Here is a 17,148-nt window from a genome sequence, read left to right as displayed (position 1 = left end):
TCAGAAGTGAAACCTCTTTGCGCTGATGGTAGTGTGGGGTTACCCATGTGAGAGTAAGTCATCGCCAGCTCATTATTCAAAACACCCCCAACTTAACAGTTGGGGGTGTTTTTTTGTGCGCGGGATAATATTATAAGTAGATGAAATTGGGGCAGGTATTTAGATGCTAGATCCAAAAGTAAAATCAAAGCCATTCAAATACTATAAAACGAGTCTCTGCTGTTGCTGCAAATATATCTGTTTACTTTTCTATGCTGAATTTCTGTGAAGACTTGTGTATTGTGATATTAATTTAGAGAATAAAAAAGCGTGGAGAGGATGATGGTAGCGCAATTTAAAATAAAAATTTTACTCAGTTGTTGTGCTTTGGCATTGACTGCCTGTCATGCCGATAACTCATCTTCTGGCAGTATTCAAGAGGCTTCCACCTCATCTTCTAAATCTGAAGCTACAGCCTCAAATGTACAAAAATATAAGATCGCACAGGTGGCACAATTTAATGAGCCGTGGGCAATTGCATCACTCAAAGATGGCCGTTTACTGATTACCGAACGTAAAGGAAAATTACAAATTTTTGATCCACGTACCAAGCAGAAAGTCGAAGTTAAAGGTATTCCTCAAGTTGCCTATGGTGGCCAAGGAGGCTTGGGTGAAGTCGCTTTACATCCGGATTTTGCAAACAATCAGTGGGTCTATCTCAGCTATGCTGAACAAGGTCAGGGTGGCTATGGCGCAGTGGTGATCCGTGGCAAACTGGATTTAAACCAGACTGCCCCTCAATTGACTCAAATTGAACGGATCTGGACTCAAGTCCCTAAATTTTCAGGGCAGGGACATTATGCACACCGGATTGTATTTGGACCGGATGGCAAGCTCTGGATCGGTTCAGGGGAACGGCAGCAATTTACTCCAGCACAGGATATGCAGTCCAATGCCGGTAAAATTATTCGTTTAAATGATGACGGTTCAATTCCTGCTGATAATCCTTTTATGAATCAGGGTAAAATTGCCCAGCAGATCTGGAGTCTTGGACACCGCAATCCTTTAGGCATGGCTTTTGATCCACAGGGGCAGTTCTGGGTGATTGAAATGGGTCCCAAAGGTGGGGATGAGCTGAATAAGATCATCAAAGCTAAAAATTATAGCTATCCAGTGGTGTCAAATGGTGATCATTATGATGGCAAGCCCATTCCCGACCATGCTACTCGCCCGGAATTTGAAGCGCCAGCACTGGATTGGACGCCGGTCATTTCTCCTTCAGATCTGTTGTTTTATACAGGAAATGTATTTCCACAATGGAAAAATAAAGCGATCACGACTGGTTTGTCTTCCAAGGCGCTTGTGATTGTGGATACGACACAGAATCCGGTCAAAGAAGTCCAGCGTGTGGATATGAAGGAGCGGATTCGTGGCGCGATTCAGGCCAGTGATGGTACGCTTTGGATAATTCAGGATGGCACGCAAGCCAAGTTATTAAAAATGACCGCACCTTAATCCTTTGTTTGAAAGGCTGCATTTGGACATGAAATATCGAGCGAGGTAGAATGCTCATGATCTGCTGACGATCTGAATAAATTTTTTTTTAAGATGATCCTGATATGAAAGAACAAGGCCTCGACATCCTGTGAAGGCCTTTTCATATTCTGGCAAAGGTATAATGTCTGTTATACCGATCAGCATCCTGCTTTGTAAATTTTTTTATTTTTCTGACAAGACTGCCTGTCTTGGTATGACTCGAATATAGCCCGAAGTAGTGCAGCCCAATAGGGCATTTGACTGCATCGATTGTAGGTCAAAGCTGACAGGTGAATTTCAAAAATAGCAGTGAAAGAATGACTATTTAACCAAAGCAGCAGTCCATCGTTTTTATTAAATCAATCATTAAACCCAACCTGAATATTTTAGTTTGAGCAGGATCTAAGCTTTAAAACAAAAAAGCCTCAACATCCTGTTGAGGCTTTTCTGGATTTGCTTCTCAGATCTGACTCCTGTCTAATCTGTCAACGTCCTGTTGATTTGCGCTTGTTATTGTTGTCGTATCGCTTTGCAGACGTCCTGTCTGTCTATGTAGTGACTATAGTCCTAACTAAGCGTAGTACATAGCCGCTATATGCAGCGGTCGCTGTAGGCGAAAACCTACGATGCTGTCGGCTAAAGTCTCAAGCACTGACATACTGAATTAATTTATCTACTACTACTTTTAGATTTTTAGTATCAAATTCATTGCCCTGGAACGAATAATCCTTATTTCTTGCGAAGATGTCACGGATTTCAATCACGGCATTGGTATCGATCAGTCCAAGTTGAGTCCCGACCTGACGAATCTGGTCTATTGAACGTGAACCGTTGGTGACACCATAACCAATATAGGCTGCCGGTTTGCCTTGCCATTCCTTGGCAAGGTAATCCAGCGCATTTTTTAGCGCAGGGCTGTAGCCATGATTATATTCAGGTGTGATAAAAATAAAGGCATCGCCGCGCGCAATTTTGTCTGCCCAGTCTTGCTGTTTGGGCTGATCATAGATCCCGGTCAGTGGCGGATGAGCACCGCTAAAGAGTGGAAGAGCCCATTCTTTTAAATCGACAATTTCAATTTCAAGCGTACTAAAACCATAGCTTTTAATTTCCTGTAGTACCCAGTGCGCCACTTTAAGCGCGGTACGCCCCTCACGTACACTGCCGACCACAATATAAATTTTCATACCTATTCCTTTCTGGGTTTCTTATCATCCAATTAAATTAATCAGATTTCAGAGAGGTGACTAGAGATGATTTGTATCCTGAGTATAAAAAAGCTCCCGAAGGAGCTTTTAAAAATCATGCGATTAGCAGATGTTTTACATCAACTTTAGGCCTTGCTGACCGGCAGGGGTTACTTTAAAGATTTCCACTTCAAAGGTGATGTTCTTGCCTGCCAGTGGATGGTTAAAGTCCACTTCGGTGATGTCATCATTGACTGAACGTACCACACCATACAAGGTCGCTTTGGCTTTGTCTTCAAACTCGATCATGTGACCCTCGATCGGACGTTCTCCAAACTTCACCGTATCGAACTTCTGGATGTTTTCCGGATTCCACGGACCAAAAGCATCTTCCGGAGGCAGACTTACAGTACGACGGTCACCGGCACGTAAACCAAACAGTGCTTTTTCAAAGCCTGGCAATAAATTACCATCGCCAATCGTGAGGCTGACCGGGGCTTCACGGCTACGGGTATTGTCAATTTCTACGCCATTTTCGATCGCGACAGAAAAATGCAGCTCGACCTTAGAGCCGTCTGCAACCCGGGTTTCTTCATTAGGATGAATAAAATCAGTCATGTTGTGCTTGCGCCCGTTGAATTCGATGTTTTTCTAAGAAAAAGGTATCAATTAGCATCAGAATAGTGCCAAGCGTGATGGCACTGTCTGCGATATTGAAAGCAGGGAAGTGGCTGTTCTGGTAATACACATGAATAAAATCGACCACATAGCCGAGACTGACCCGGTCGATTAAATTACCGATTGCACCACCCAAAATCAGGGCAATTGCTAGCGGTAAAACCTTCATGTTTTTTGGCATACGCATCAGCCAAAAAACAAAGATCACAGACACAATCCCTGCCAGTGAAGTAAAGAAATAACGTTGCCAACCACCCGCATCGGACAGAAAACTAAAGGCAGCGCCATAGTTATGCAATAGTGTCCAATTTAAAAAGGGCAGCACAGGGATAGGATCTGCATAGTTCAGATTCGTCACTGCAATCCATTTGGTCCATTGATCCAGAATGATCGCCACAATGGCCAGCCCAATCCACCATAAATTATGTGGATAGAACTGGAATAAGCCCTTTTTAGTCTGGGTATTAGGCATATTTTCTCTCTTCGCCTTGGCCTGTAGGAAGGTTAATAATACAACGGCCACAGAGTCCTGGATGTGAGCTATGTGTATTTACATCCGGAAGCACATGCCAGCAGCGTACACATTTCTCGCCATCTGCCGCAGAGACTTTCACGTTAAGCCCTTCAAGATCTGAGGCTTCACCTTGTGTAGCCTCAAACTCGTTCACGATCACTTGCGAGGTAATCAGAACGAAGCGTAATTCATCATCGAGACGGTCAAGTACGGTTTTCAGTTCTGCTGTTGCCCACAGTTCAACTTTCGCCGACAGGTTCGAGCCGACTGTTTTGGCACCACGTGCAGTTTCAATAAACTTGTTCACGGCCGACTTCACCGCAATCAGGGTTTGCCATTCTGCTTCTGAAATCACGTTGGCTGTAGACGCGACCGGAATGTCATACCATTCAGTGGTGAATACATATTTCTCTGATTGCTCAGGAATCAGTGGCCATGCTTCTTGTGCAGTAAAGCTCAGGATCGGTGCCATCCAGCGCACAAAGGCCTGTACCAGATGATACAACGCAGTTTGTGCAGAATGACGCGCTTTTGAGTCCGCTTTGGTGGTGTATTGACGGTCTTTGATGATGTCGAGGTAGAAACCACCGAGGTCGTTGATACAGAAGTTAGTTAATGCGCTGGTCACGATATGGAAGTTCATATCTTCATAAGCTTGCTGAACGGTTTTCTGAACTTCCGCTGCACGTTGCAGGATGTATTGATCCAGTGCAATCAACTGATCGACTGGTAATGCATCTGTTGAAGGTTTGAAGCCATTCAAGTTCGCTAACAAGAAACGTAGCGTGTTACGGATACGACGATAACCATCGGATGCACGGCTGAAGATTTCTTTACCCGCGGTCATTTCATAACGGTAATCCGCAGAGGCGATCCAGAAACGCAAGCCGTCTGCCCCCATATCTTTAATGATGTCTTGCGGTGTGATTACATTACCGATTGATTTCGACATCTTGCGGCCTTTTTCATCGACCACGAAACCGTGAGTCAGCAAGCCTTTATACGGTGCGCGTTCATTGATGGCAATCGAGGTCAATAACGATGACTGGAACCAGCCACGGTGCTGGTCTGAACCTTCAAGATACAAATCAGCAGGATCAGTTAAGTCTTCACGTTCACGCAGTACCGCATAATGGGTGGTACCAGAGTCGAACCAAACGTCTAGCGTATCGCGTACAGCATTGTATTGCTCCGCGTCCGCACCGATGAATTCAGATGCATCACGGTTATACCAGCCATCGATACCTTCCTGTTCGATCAGTTTTGCCACTTCTTCGATCAGTTCAGGCGTACGCGGATGTAATTCATTGGTATCTTTGTGTACGAAGAACGGGATTGGCACACCCCAGGTACGTTGACGTGAGATACACCAGTCCGGACGACCTTCGATCATCGCCTGAATCCGGTTTTTACCCCAGTCCGGTACAAAGCTGATATCGTTTTCAATCGCATTCAGTGCATTTTGACGCAGACCTTTGGCATCCATGCTGATGAACCATTGTGGGGTCGCACGGAAGATAATCGGGGTTTTATGGCGCCAGCAATGCGGGTAGCTATGCTTGATCACTACATGTGCCCAAAGCTTGGTCGCTTCAGTCAATGCTGCAATAATTTTTGGATTGGCTTTGTAGATGTGCTCGCCCGAGAAGATTGGCGAAGTCGGTAAATACACACCATTACCGCCGACTGGGTTTTCCACTTTTAAGTTGTACTGTAAACCAACTTTATAGTCGTCCACACCGTGGCCCGGTGCGGTATGTACTGCACCTGTACCGCTAGCATCGGTGACGTGCTCACCCAAAATCACAGGCACTTGGCGCTCAGCAATTAAAGGATGTTGTAGGATTAATTTTTCAAGTTTTGCACCTGTGAATTCAGCAAGCACTTCAAATGCAGTGAAACCATAACGCTGAGTCGCAGACTCAACCAATGATTTCGCCAAGATAAAGTTTTGTGCAACTTTATCTTCGGCTGTTGCTTTAACCAGTTGATACTCAAGCTCCGCATGCAATGCAACCGCCTGGTTGGCAGGCATGGTCCAAGGCGTTGTGGTCCAGATTACGATGTCAGTACGATCAGCAACGTCTACGCCTAAACGAGCAGACAAATCAGCTAAATCGACAACGGTGAAACCGACGTCAATTGCATCCGATTTTTTATCTTCATATTCAACTTCAGCTTCAGCCAATGATGAACCACAGTCCAGACACCAGTTGACTGGTTTAAGACCTGGCTCGATATGACCTGCTTTCGCGATTGCACCCAATGAACGTACGATGTCGGCTTCTTGTTTGAAGTTCATGGTTAGGTAAGGGTTGTCCCAATCACCGAACACGCCCATACGTACGAAGTCTTTCTTTTGAAGTTCAACTTGAGTGTACGCATATTCACGACAAGCTTTACGGAAAGTTGAAGCATCAACTTTTACGCCAACTTTACCGACTTTTTCTTCGACTTTGAGTTCGATTGGCAAACCGTGACAGTCCCAGCCCGGTACATATGGCGCATCAAAACCATCCATGACACGGCTTTTGATGATGATGTCTTTAAGGACTTTGTTGACCGCGTGACCTAAATGGATTTGACCATTGGCATAAGGAGGGCCGTCATGAAGAACGTATTTTTTCTTGCCAATACGCGATTCACGAATCTGCTGATAAATGTTGTCGGCATACCACTCTTCTAACCATTTCGCTTCACGTACTGCCAAATTTGCTTTCATTGCAAAGTCAGTACCTGGGAGGTTTAGCGTGGCTTTATAGTCCACTGCATTTTCAGGAGTTTGCTTATCGCTCATGCAAGTCGTCTTCCAATCTAATCAGTTATGTTACTGACACGTTTTACAATAAAAATATGGGATATTAAAAGGGAAATGTAGGATGATTTCGACGAAACTCCAGCAGTTTCTCGACATCATCATCAATTCCGGCTTTTAGCGCTTCAAGCGAAGGATAGTCCTTTTCGCCATGTAAATAGTTTAAGAACGTCACCCGCATTAACAGGCCATACAGATTAGCAGAAACATCTGGAAAATGTACTTCTAATCGCCATTCTGGATGGGCTTGTTTGATGGCTGGGCGTGTTCCCACATGACCCGCACCAAACAGGGCCGTGGGGTCATAACCCGCAATGCCTGTTTTAGTAGCATGATCATGTTTTACTTTATCCCTGAGGGATTCAGTTTCACAGATGACTTCAACCCCATAAATGCCATTCAGACAGGGCTTATGCCGGTTTAGTCGTACATTAATGGTTGGGAAATCAATGGTTCGGCCAATCTGGTCGCCGTATTGCACCCGTCCGGTAATGCTATAGGGCCGGCCGAGTAATTTGGCAGCAAGGGCTAAATCGCCTGCTTGTAAAGTTTGACGAATCCGGGTTGAACTGACCCGTTCACCCTCTAAAGCAATGGTGCTTAAATTGGTGACTTGGAAACCATAATTGCGCAGGAATTCGCTATTGCCCTGACGGTTTTTACCGAAGTGAAAGTCATCACCTAAAACCAGATGCTGTGCATTGAGTTTTTCTTTTAAAATATCGGCAAAGGCTTCTGCAGTCAGGCTGCGAAAAGTATGATCGAATTTCGCCACCGCAATATAGTCCACACCGAGTTCAGTCAGGTATTCGACTTTTTCACGTAAGGAAGAAATCCGCGGTGGGGCTTCATAACCCTTAAAATATTCAAGCGGTTGCGGCTCAAAAATCATTACAACAGATTTTAAGCCCTGTGCTTCAGCCACCTGTTGCAGCTGACGGATCATCGCCTGATGACCTAAATGCACGCCGTCAAAATTGCCGATCGTCAAGGCCGTTTTGGGTAGTTCAGAATGAGATGCTAAAGCATTTAGACGGAGCAGCTGCATGGGCAAATCAAGTGCTTGGAAATATCGAGAGGCTATATATTGCCATAATCTCGCCGTTTCGTCTTGTTGTTGTGTTTTTATGCAATATTTTTCTTGAAAATTCATTTTCCTGAATATCAAATCAGATTGTTTTTCGACGCTTTAAATGGATCCGATCAGCGCATTCCTGCTTTTCATTCAGCGAATTTTGCTTTCTAATGTCAGCGCTTTTCTTTGTATTTTTCTTTGTATCAGGTATTTCAAATGTCCAATCTGGCACTCATCATGGCGCTACCCAATGAATCAAAAGGCTTGTTTGAAGCTCAAGGCATAAATGTGCATTACAGCGGGATTGGTAAAGTGAACGCAGCCTTTAAAGCCTTCGAGGTGATTCAAAAAACGGGCTGCACAACCTTGCTGAATTTGGGTACAGCTGGCAGCTCGCATTTTAATGCCCATGAACTGATTGAAGTCAGTCAGTTTGTACAGCGTGATATGGATGTTTCACCACTTGGTTTTGAAGTCGGTGTAACACCCATGGATCAGGATTATCCTGCCGCGATTGAGCTAGAGGCTTTCTTTGAACATTTACCCAAAGGAATTTGCGGGACAGGCGACAGTTTTGAAACCGGTAGTGCGAAAGTGCCATGTCATCTGGTCGATATGGAAGGTTATGCCCTGGCAAAAGTGTGTAAGAAGCTCGGTGTTCGCCTGATTTCAGTCAAGTATATTACGGATGGGGCCAATGAGACTGCGCATCTGGACTGGGAGGAAAACCTGTTACTGGGTGCGAAAAAGTTATTAGATTTATATCGAATGGTAAAATAAGAGAGAAGGGTAAGTTTGCTCGGCGACCATAGCAGCTATGGTCGTATGCCAATCAGAAGCGCTTGCTTATTTATCCGTACGTGGAATCACGCCGTATAACATCATATTGACCGTATGCTGGATAATGCGTTGCTGCATACTGCGGTTACGCAAGGTTTTCCCTGTCACCATTTCCATCTGGGTCGAAAAATCTGCATAGTTCTGGGTAAGGGCCCAAATATTCAGAATCAGCAATTCAGGATCGATATCTGCTGAAATCTTGCCCTGTTCCTGCCAGTTAGAAATGACTTTGGCCTTACGCTTCACCAGTTTCTTTAGCGGGCCTTTTAAAATTTCCAGTATATGCGGTGCGCCTTGGATCACCTCTAAAGCAAACAAACGAGATGCTTTAGGCTGGGTACGCGATACTTCAATTTTTTGCATTAAATAGTTGGTAATCGCTTCTTCAGGCTCAAGTTCGGCCTCAAGGGTTTGTAAAGGCGCCAGCCATTTTTGTAGAACGGTGGTCAATACCTCTACATAGAGGGCTTCTTTATTTTCATAATAATAGAAAATATTCGACTTATGCATTTCTGCAATCTGTGCAATTTCATCTAGACTTGCCCCATTAAAACCGTACAGGGAAAATACATCTAGTGCAGCATTCAGCAGCTGGTTGCGTTTTTGAGTACTCTTTTTTTGTTCCATTAGCAAATATAAAAAACAATGAAAAAATGGGAATCCTCAATTGTACGGCAAATCATCAGATTTGTGCACACAGTCCATGGCTAATTTTTTGAATAATGATGATTTATTCTCTAGATCAATATTTAAAATGGCTTAAATGCATCAAGCCAGAGCAAAAAATGCAAGTTTATGAAAATACTTAAATTATTGAAATATTTTTATTTTGAAATAGAGTCAGAAAATGAATGCTTTTATGACCCAGATTAGCCTGCAGTTTTAAATTCAGCTCAGGACTTGGCTTGAAGATGAAACCCAAAACTCCCCTATTCTGGGCTTCATCGGATATTTAGGTGGCCAAAACTGCCTGTAAGACTTGCTGTTCCAGTTCTGCAAATTTCAGACTTTTTTGCCGTGGACGTGGCAAGCCAACCCGAAACTCTTTGGCAATATGACCCTTATCCAGCAGGATAATCCGGTCTGCCAGTTGCACTGCCTCACTGACATCATGAGTCACCAGAATCGCGGTAAAGCCTTGCTCAGTCCATAAGCGTTCGATCAGGTTTTGCATCTCCAGACGTGTCAGGGCATCCAGGGCGCCGAGTGGTTCATCCAGCAGCAGAATACGGGGCTGATGCGATAATGCACGTGCTAGGGCAGTCCGTTGACGTTGACCGCCAGACAACTGTGATGGCCACAGCCCGGCTTTTTCTTTTAAGCCCACTTTTTCCAGCATGTGTGAAGCTTTGGCATGTTGCTCTTTGCCGAGGCCTAATTGTACATTCTGTTCGATGCTACGCCATGGCAGCAGGCGCGGGTCTTGAAACATCACCCGAATATCATCTGCAGTAATTCCTTCACGGATATGCCGTGCGGATTTAAACTTGATTTCGCCATAACTCTGTTTTTCCAGATCAGCAATCAGGCGCAAAAGGGTACTTTTACCACAACCACTACGACCGACAATCGCTAGAAATTCGCCCGGTTGAATATGCAGATCCAGATCTTCCAGAACTTTGACTGAACCATAAAATTTGTGCAATTGTTCAATAATGATTTCGGCACCAAGGGCTGCATTCGGATTGATATCTTTCGCAGGTTGCTCGGGTGGTGCAATCGGGTCATTGACATGACGCCCTAAACTCAGATCAGTCATTACATGCTCCTCATTTCAATTTATTTTTGATAGCCGGCATGCCAGCGCAGCAGGAATCGTTCTAAGGCGACTGCCAGCACATCGGCCAGTTTACCGAGCAGGGCATAGAGTAAAATACCGACCAGGACGATATCCGTTTGCAGGAATTCGCGTGCATTCATGGTCATATAGCCAATACCGGACTGGGCAGAAATCGTTTCGGCAACAATCAAAAGCACCCAGACCAGCCCTAGAGAAAAGCGTAGCCCGACTAAAATGGAAGGCATTGCTCCCGGGAGAATAATCTCTTTATACAGCTGCCAACGCGTGAGGCCATAGCTTTTACCCATCTCGATCAATTGTGGATCGACTGAGCGAATTCCGTGATAGGTATTGATATAAATCGGGAAAAATACCCCGATCGCGACTAAAAACAGTTTGGCGGATTCATCAATCCCGAACCAGAGAATTACCAGGGGAATCAGCGCAAGCGCCGGAATGTTGCGGATCATCTGCAAGGTGGTGTCGAGCAGGGTAGAAGCGATTTTGGATGAACCATTTAATAGACCCAATAACAGACCTAAACCACCACCGACCAATAAGCCGCTGATGGCACGTCCTGCGCTGACTTGTACATGAGTCTGGAGTTCGCCGCTGAGCAATAAATTCCAGAAGGCCAAAATCACTGCACTGGGTGCAGGCAAAATCCGGCTTTCCAGTAGACCTGTGCTGGAAGCAATTTGCCAAATGGCAATCAATACAACTGGAACCAGCCAGGGCAGCAAATGCCGCCCCAGAATTGTTCCACGTGAAACCTGCTTTTCTGAGAGGGTTTCAACGGAAACGACTTTCGACATTAAGCAGACTCCTGAATTTTCTCAGCCTGCTTGTTCTCATCCGGTGTGTAGTTATTCGCTACGATTTCACCGAATGGACCCGTCAAGTTTGGTTGAGCCAATTTTTTCTGGGTTTCCAGTGGAAGGAATGGGAACACCAGTTCAGCAAAACGGATGGATTCTTCCAGATGCGGGTAACCAGAAAAAATGAAAGTATCAATTCCTAAGTCCGCATATTCCTGAATACGTGCTGCGACAGTTTCCGGGTCACCGACCAATGCAGTCCCTGCGCCACCACGCACCAGTCCTACACCGGCCCAGAGGTTTGGCGATACTTCCAGCTTGCTACGGTCGCCGTTGTGCAATTCAGCCATACGACGCTGACCGACCGAATCCATAGATTTGAACTTGGCTTGGGCCGCTGCAATGGTGGCATCATCGACATATTGAATCAGTTCTTCTGCTGCTGCCCAAGCCTGTTCATTGGTTTCACGCACAATCACATGCAGGCGGATACCGTAGCTCAGTTCACGACCCTTAGCGGCTGCCTTGGCACGGACATTTTCAATTTTTTCTTTGACTGCTGCTGGTGGTTCACCCCAGGTCAGGTAAGTGTCCACCTGATCGGTGGCCAGCTCAACCGCATCATCTGAAGAACCACCGAACCAGAGCGGCGGATGTGGCTGTTGTACAGGTGGATAGAGGAGTTTGGCATCATCGACACTTAAGCGTTCGCCGTGGAAAGTGAAGCTTTCACCAGTATGGGAACGCTTCAGAATTTCACGCCAGATGGTGGTGTATTCAGTGGCAGTTTTATAGCGGGTTTTGTGATCTTCATAGACGCCGTCACCTTTTAGTTCCTGCTCATCACCACCAGTAACTAGATTTAGCAGCACCCGGCCATTGGATAAACGGTCAAAGGTTGCAGCCATACGTGCCGCCAGCGCAGGTGTGGTCACCCCGGGACGAAGTGCCACCAGAAATTTTAATTTTTTCGTTGCATCAATCAAACTTGCTGCTGTTAACCAAGGATCTTCACATGAACGGCCTGTGGGAATCAGGACACCTTCATAACCTAAGTTATCGACCGCAACTGCAATCTGCTTCATATAGGCATGATCGACTTGGCGTGCACCTTTGCTGGTGCCCAAGTAGCGACTGTCACCATGTGTTGGGATAAACCAGAAAATTTTCATGCTCGATATCCTTAAAATTAAATTGCTCAGAAATTAATGTGGAGTAGTAGGCGACCAAATCTGTTGCTGGACGCTAATGTGATTAGGAATTAATTGAACCCGCTGGAACAGGTCAGCTTGTCATTGCGTGCTACCAGCAGATTCAAGGCTGATTTCTGAAAACTCATCGCAATGCTTTGAACCTGTTGCCGTGCTGTATGTTCTGCAGCAGTGCTTCGCTGTGGCTTGTGTTTCCGGCAAGCAGTCAGAGCCAAGCTGCATAAGGCTAAACTGAGGTAGGAAACCGTTTTTAAATGACGTATCTGTATTCCCGAATTATTCTGTTGTTATTTAATAATCGCTGCATCAATATTCAGCTTTTGTGGAATCAGCTGCTGCGCATAAAACGCATTTGCCACCTGTTGCTGTTTTTGAATCACGTCAGTCGTGAGAGGTTTAACGCCAAAGCCCATACGGGAAATCGAGGTTTTTAAGACATCAACGGCCAGACCGGTCGGTTGTTGCAGAAGTTTGGCTGCTGCATCCTGGTTTTTTGCAACCCAGTCCGTGGTCAGATTCAGTTCATTGACGACTGCCTGTACCACCTGAGGATGGCTTTCTGCAAACTTGCGATCTGCCAGATAAAATTGGTGATTGCTCACGATGTTCTCACCCATGGCAATCACACGCGCGCCAATTTGATGTTCAGCAGCGGCAAAGAATGGATCCCAAATCACCCAAGCGTCCACTGCACCACGTTCAAAAGCTGCACGTGCATCAGAGGGTGGCAGGTAAATCACTTCAATATCGCTGAGTTTCAGATTGTTGGCTTCAAGAACTTTCAACAGTAAATAATGCACGTTGGAACCTTTGTTCAAGACCACACGTTTGCCTTTCAGATCCTGAATCGATTGAATCGGGGAGTCTTTCGGTACAATTAGGGCTTCGGCTTTAGGCGCTGGTGGCTGGTTTGCGACATAGACCAGATTTGAGTTCGCTGCCTGGGCAAAAATGGGGGGTGCTTCACCTGCTTCACCAAAAGACACGCTGCCGACATTCAGGCCTTCAAGTAACTGTGGGCCAGCCGGAAACTCCACCCATTTCACATTTACGCCTTGTTTTTTTAATGAGGCTTCTAGCGTGCCGCGTTCTTTTAAAATTGGCAGTACGCCGTATTTTTGGAAACCAATGTTTAGGGTGGTGGTATCTTCCTGTTTTGAACAGCCAGAAAGCATCATGACGCCAGCCATTGCAGTACCGAGTACTGCAGTTTTTGCTAAAAACTGAACATTAGATTGGCGCATGAAGCAAAACTCCCGAAAGTGAAAACTAGCGAATAAAACCTAGACACACGCTAATCGTTTTTGTTTTTCTAAAAAAATAACTATTCAGGAATTTCTAATGAAGAAAAAAGATAAATAAAAAAACGCAAAACTTATGCGAAAAAGTGATTTATATGACAATGAAGATCTGCCAATAAAATTAATCAAGCTTATGAAATATATATTTATTTTTATAAATTCAATCTGCTGATATATTTAGCTAAAAAGCAGCAATGGCATTTTAAAATTTAAATTGGAATTGTCAGATATCTTTATCTGAAATTAAGCTAAGGCACTCAAAGAAAAAGTCACCTTAAAGTGACTTTTTACAAACGATTGAATTGCGTTGATAATTATAAAATGCCTGACGCGCATCCGGCAGGTCATCGACTGAAGTTGGTTCAAAGCCCTGTTCCAGAAACCAGTGCGCGGTACGCGTGGTTAAAATAAACAGCTGCTGAATCTGCATGTTTTTGGCTTTTTCTTCAAGATAATGCAAGATCTGGCTACCGCGATTGGACTGGCGATAACTTGGATGCACTGCGACACAGGCAATTTCTGCAGAACGTAATTCATCGCCCGTGGTCGGAATCGGGTAAAGGGCTGCACAGGCCAGAATCATGCCATCCCGTTCAATCACGGCAAACTGGTTAATTTCATTTTCCAGACGTTCACGGGAACGATAGACCAGAATCCCTTCTTCTTCTAATGGACGCAGCAAGCCGATCAGGCCACCGACATCCTGAATATCTGCCATTCGCACTTCTTCATAATGCGCGTCAGTGACCAAGGTGCCAGAACCATCACGGGTAAACAGCTCTTCAAGTAGCGCACCATCATAGGCATAGGAAATCAGGTGCACCCGATGTACGCCGTTCATGGAGGCCTCTTGTGCTGCCTTAAGTTGCAAGCCTCTTTCAAGCCCATCTTGTTCTGCCGGAATATAGTCATCCAGCTGTTGCGGGGTGACTTCGCGTTTGAGCTGGCTGTTACTGTCCATTAAACCATGCTGCTTGCCCAGAAAAATCAGCTTATCTGCCTTCAGTCGAATTGCAGTTTTGGTCGCAACTTCTTCAGCCAATAGATTAAAAACTTCGCCGGTGGTGGAATAACCAGTCGGGCCAAGCACCACAATATTATGGCTGTCCAGATGTCGCTGAATCGCATCGGTATCGACCGCGCGGACTTCACCAGTGAGCTGAAAGTCTATGCCATCACGAATGCCATAAGGTTTGGCCGTCACAAAATTTCCTGAAACCGTATCAATACGGGCACCATACATCGGTGAGTTGGCCAGTCCCATAGACAGCAGGGCTTCAATTTGCAGACGAATCGAACCGACCGCATTCATCACACAGCTTAAGGATTCACGTGTGGTTACCCGGCGCTGCTGATGAAAGGGCGTACTGATCTGGCTCTGCGCCAGATTCTGGTTAATTTGCGGACGCGCACCATGTACCAGAATCAGCCGAATGCCTAAAGAGTGCAATAAGGCGATATCGTGAATGATATGTTGAAAATTGTCATTTAAGACCGCTTCACCATCAAACATGATCACAAAGGTTTTATTGCGGTGCGCATTGATATAAGGCGCAGAATGGCGAAACCAGTGCACATATTGCAATGTTGTGCTGTGTGAGGTTTCTGCTGAAGTCATGCCTGTGCCTATTTCAATGATTGAAGATCCAGCTTTGATTCTAATGAAAAAAAACGCAAGTGGAAGTGCAGAAATAAAAAAACACCTGAAGGGGACTTCAGGTGTCTGCAAGACGAGCAGTAATGGAGAAAAATTAATTGATGATTCGTACAATTCTATTGCTACGTTCATTGACCAGAACGTAGTCATTGTTGACTTTGTACCATTGCTGGAAACGGCCGGTATTCGGTAAACGGCGAGCTTCGCGATCACTCACTTCAAAACGCTTGTTATCGTATTGACGCGGTAAGCTTTGTCCTACGCGCCAGTCACGGCTTGGATTAACCATACGGTTATTATGGCGGCGGTCATCATTCCAGCGACGGTCGTCATTCCATTTTTTACTGTCTTTGGCATTCCAGTGCGGTGCCGGTTTATGCGGATTATGGTTATAACGCGGATCATGCTGTGGTGCTGCCATTGCAGAAGTAGCCAACAAAGCACTTAGGGATAACGCAATTGTAGTTAGGACTTTTTTCATGGCTCTCACCTAAAATGTAGATCTGATTTCGATGAGATTAAATTAGCGAATAAGTACATAGAAAGCGTGAGGGCTATTTAGTTAAATTGTTAAATTCATGAAGAAATTTAGAAGATAAATCACTTGAACCAAAAGTGTGAAAATCAGCAGGAGTTTTAGTTCAAAGAATTTCAATTGCTGAAATAGAAAAAGACCCAAACATGGTTGAGTCGATAAGAGGATCGGAGCTTGAACAGGATGGTGAATTAATCCCCCACAATCCGGATAATGCTGTTATTTTCAGAATTGACCAGAATGTAGTCATTGTTAATTTTATACCACTGCTGTTTGCGATCTGGTCGAGGCAGGTTATGCTCTTTATATTCGACTTTATAGCCATTGCCACGATAATGCTGCGGCATGACATAGCCAGGCTGCCATCTGAGCTGTTGCAGGCGTTTGACCCCGCGTTCTTCACGCATACGGCGTTTATCATGTTGCCCTTGATCATTTTCATGGAATTCACGGCCTTTCTTACCATGCCCATGACGGCTATCCATTTGTGATTCAGCATTGAAATGAGGGGAGGCTATTGCAACATGACTCAGCATGAATGTACTGCAGGAGATCGCTAATGCCACCAAAACCTTTTTCATGTTGAACCCTCATTAAATTGTTCATGTTCTACTGTGTCTAATATACGGAAAGATTACAGAGAAACTGTGAAGAACAGGCACCAGTTTTATAACAAATGCAGAGATATTATGATTATGTCATGATTTTACATGAGCTTAGGCTGCGCATTTGTCCGATGACCCGACAGGCTGAGCCTGGTTCTTATCTCATCAAAGTGAGGGCAAACATGCAAGCTAAAATCGATGATTTAGCTCAAAAAAACAGCATTGAAGTCACACCGAAACGATATATGATCGGCTTAAAACACAGAAAATTCTAAAAACTTTCTGGATATTAATTCCATTGCTCGGTCAAACCTTGCAAGGACTGAATCGCTGCAGCCACCGATTCAGCTTGAACTGCATCATCGAGTGCCACAATGAGAGCCTCGGATAACTGCAAATGTTCGATGCGGCGAATGGTGTCAATTTTACGTTTTTGGTCAGCCATGCTGTGTTCCTGATTTAAGCTATACGGGATCAGAAAAGCATAGCTCAGAACAATCTATTTGAAAAACCGAATAATTTTATAAATTTGATATAAAAAATCGATTGATTGTCAGGCTGATAAAACACAGGCTAAAAAAGGCACTTTTTAGGAAGTGCCCTCGTAGATATAAATT

16 protein-coding genes are annotated in these 17,148 nt (G+C 44.8%); 2 read left to right on the top strand and 14 right to left on the bottom strand.

Features of this window, described 5'->3' with window-relative positions; all coding sequences use genetic code 11:
• Nucleotides 1-321: 321 nt before the first annotated feature.
• A complete protein-coding gene (locus GVV58_RS10765; protein ID WP_159516516.1) occupies nucleotides 322-1,494 on the top strand; it encodes a PQQ-dependent sugar dehydrogenase in 1,173 nt (390 codons plus the stop codon).
• Between the two features lie 665 nt (nucleotides 1,495-2,159).
• Here the strand turns inward: GVV58_RS10765 and GVV58_RS10760 are convergent.
• The 5 genes from GVV58_RS10760 to ribF all read right to left on the bottom strand — a co-directional run bounded on the left by GVV58_RS10760 (nucleotide 2,160) and on the right by ribF (nucleotide 7,757).
• Nucleotides 2,160-2,702 (bottom strand): NAD(P)H-dependent oxidoreductase, encoded by a 543-nt coding sequence (locus GVV58_RS10760; protein ID WP_100354971.1) that lies wholly within the window; start codon nucleotides 2,700-2,702, stop codon nucleotides 2,160-2,162.
• Between the two features lie 135 nt (nucleotides 2,703-2,837).
• Entirely contained in the window at nucleotides 2,838-3,320 is a 483-nt protein-coding gene (locus GVV58_RS10755) for a peptidylprolyl isomerase (protein WP_100354970.1), read from the bottom strand.
• Nucleotides 3,313-3,852, bottom strand: coding sequence for a signal peptidase II (gene lspA, locus GVV58_RS10750; RefSeq protein ID WP_074383807.1), 540 nt, complete (start codon nucleotides 3,850-3,852; stop codon nucleotides 3,313-3,315). The genes GVV58_RS10755 and lspA overlap by 8 nt, the downstream gene beginning before the upstream one ends.
• Nucleotides 3,845-6,691, bottom strand: coding sequence for an isoleucine--tRNA ligase (gene ileS / locus GVV58_RS10745; RefSeq protein ID WP_159516515.1), 2,847 nt, complete (start codon nucleotides 6,689-6,691; stop codon nucleotides 3,845-3,847). The genes lspA and ileS overlap by 8 nt, the downstream gene beginning before the upstream one ends.
• A 64-nt stretch (nucleotides 6,692-6,755) precedes the next feature.
• Nucleotides 6,756-7,757 (bottom strand): bifunctional riboflavin kinase/FAD synthetase, encoded by a 1,002-nt coding sequence (gene ribF, locus GVV58_RS10740; protein ID WP_100354969.1) that lies wholly within the window; start codon nucleotides 7,755-7,757, stop codon nucleotides 6,756-6,758.
• Nucleotides 7,758-8,000: 243 nt separating this feature from the next.
• On the opposite strand from ribF, the gene GVV58_RS10735 reads away from it, so the two are divergent.
• Nucleotides 8,001-8,564, top strand: a complete 564-nt coding sequence (locus tag GVV58_RS10735) for a 5'-nucleosidase (protein WP_100357021.1) — start codon at nucleotides 8,001-8,003, stop codon at nucleotides 8,562-8,564.
• 66 nt (nucleotides 8,565-8,630) lie between these two features.
• Here the strand turns inward: GVV58_RS10735 and GVV58_RS10730 are convergent, their stop codons facing one another.
• The 9 genes from GVV58_RS10730 to GVV58_RS15480 form a co-directional block, all read right to left on the bottom strand.
• A complete protein-coding gene (locus GVV58_RS10730) occupies nucleotides 8,631-9,251 on the bottom strand; it encodes a TetR family transcriptional regulator C-terminal domain-containing protein (RefSeq protein WP_005173402.1) in 621 nt (206 codons plus the stop codon).
• A 325-nt stretch (nucleotides 9,252-9,576) separates the two neighbouring features.
• Nucleotides 9,577-10,383: an ABC transporter ATP-binding protein gene (locus GVV58_RS10725; RefSeq protein WP_100329557.1), complete on the bottom strand. Its 807-nt coding sequence runs from the start codon at nucleotides 10,381-10,383 to the stop codon at nucleotides 9,577-9,579.
• 20 nt (nucleotides 10,384-10,403) lie between these two features.
• Nucleotides 10,404-11,219, bottom strand: coding sequence for an aliphatic sulfonate ABC transporter permease SsuC (ssuC, locus tag GVV58_RS10720; RefSeq protein ID WP_159516514.1), 816 nt, complete (start codon nucleotides 11,217-11,219; stop codon nucleotides 10,404-10,406).
• The gene (gene ssuD / locus GVV58_RS10715) at nucleotides 11,219-12,394 is read right to left on the bottom strand and encodes an FMNH2-dependent alkanesulfonate monooxygenase (protein WP_159138954.1); all 1,176 of its coding nucleotides are present in this window, start codon (nucleotides 12,392-12,394) and stop codon (nucleotides 11,219-11,221) included. Before ssuD ends, ssuC begins: the two co-directional genes overlap by 1 nt.
• Before the next feature lie 326 nt (nucleotides 12,395-12,720).
• Complete coding sequence (locus GVV58_RS10710) at nucleotides 12,721-13,677, bottom strand: sulfonate ABC transporter substrate-binding protein (protein ID WP_159516513.1); 957 nt, start codon at nucleotides 13,675-13,677, stop codon at nucleotides 12,721-12,723.
• Between the two features lie 331 nt (nucleotides 13,678-14,008).
• A complete protein-coding gene (argA, locus tag GVV58_RS10705) occupies nucleotides 14,009-15,352 on the bottom strand; it encodes an amino-acid N-acetyltransferase (RefSeq protein ID WP_159516512.1) in 1,344 nt (447 codons plus the stop codon).
• A gap of 133 nt (nucleotides 15,353-15,485) precedes the next feature.
• Complete coding sequence (locus tag GVV58_RS10700) at nucleotides 15,486-15,872, bottom strand: RcnB family protein (protein ID WP_005173379.1); 387 nt, start codon at nucleotides 15,870-15,872, stop codon at nucleotides 15,486-15,488.
• Between the two features lie 245 nt (nucleotides 15,873-16,117).
• Complete coding sequence (locus GVV58_RS10695; protein ID WP_159516511.1) at nucleotides 16,118-16,507, bottom strand: RcnB family protein; 390 nt, start codon at nucleotides 16,505-16,507, stop codon at nucleotides 16,118-16,120.
• Nucleotides 16,508-16,820: 313 nt separating this feature from the next.
• Nucleotides 16,821-16,976, bottom strand: coding sequence for a hypothetical protein (locus tag GVV58_RS15480; RefSeq protein WP_005173373.1), 156 nt, complete (start codon nucleotides 16,974-16,976; stop codon nucleotides 16,821-16,823).
• Between the last annotated feature and the right edge of the window lie 172 nt (nucleotides 16,977-17,148).

The sequence above is a fragment of the Acinetobacter sp. 18QD2AZ41W genome (assembly GCF_009829025.1).
Classification (GTDB): Bacteria; Pseudomonadota; Gammaproteobacteria; order Pseudomonadales; family Moraxellaceae; genus Acinetobacter; species Acinetobacter pseudolwoffii.
The sequence above is the reverse complement of the archived record's forward strand: the minus strand, read 5'-3'. Positions and strand labels throughout refer to the sequence as shown.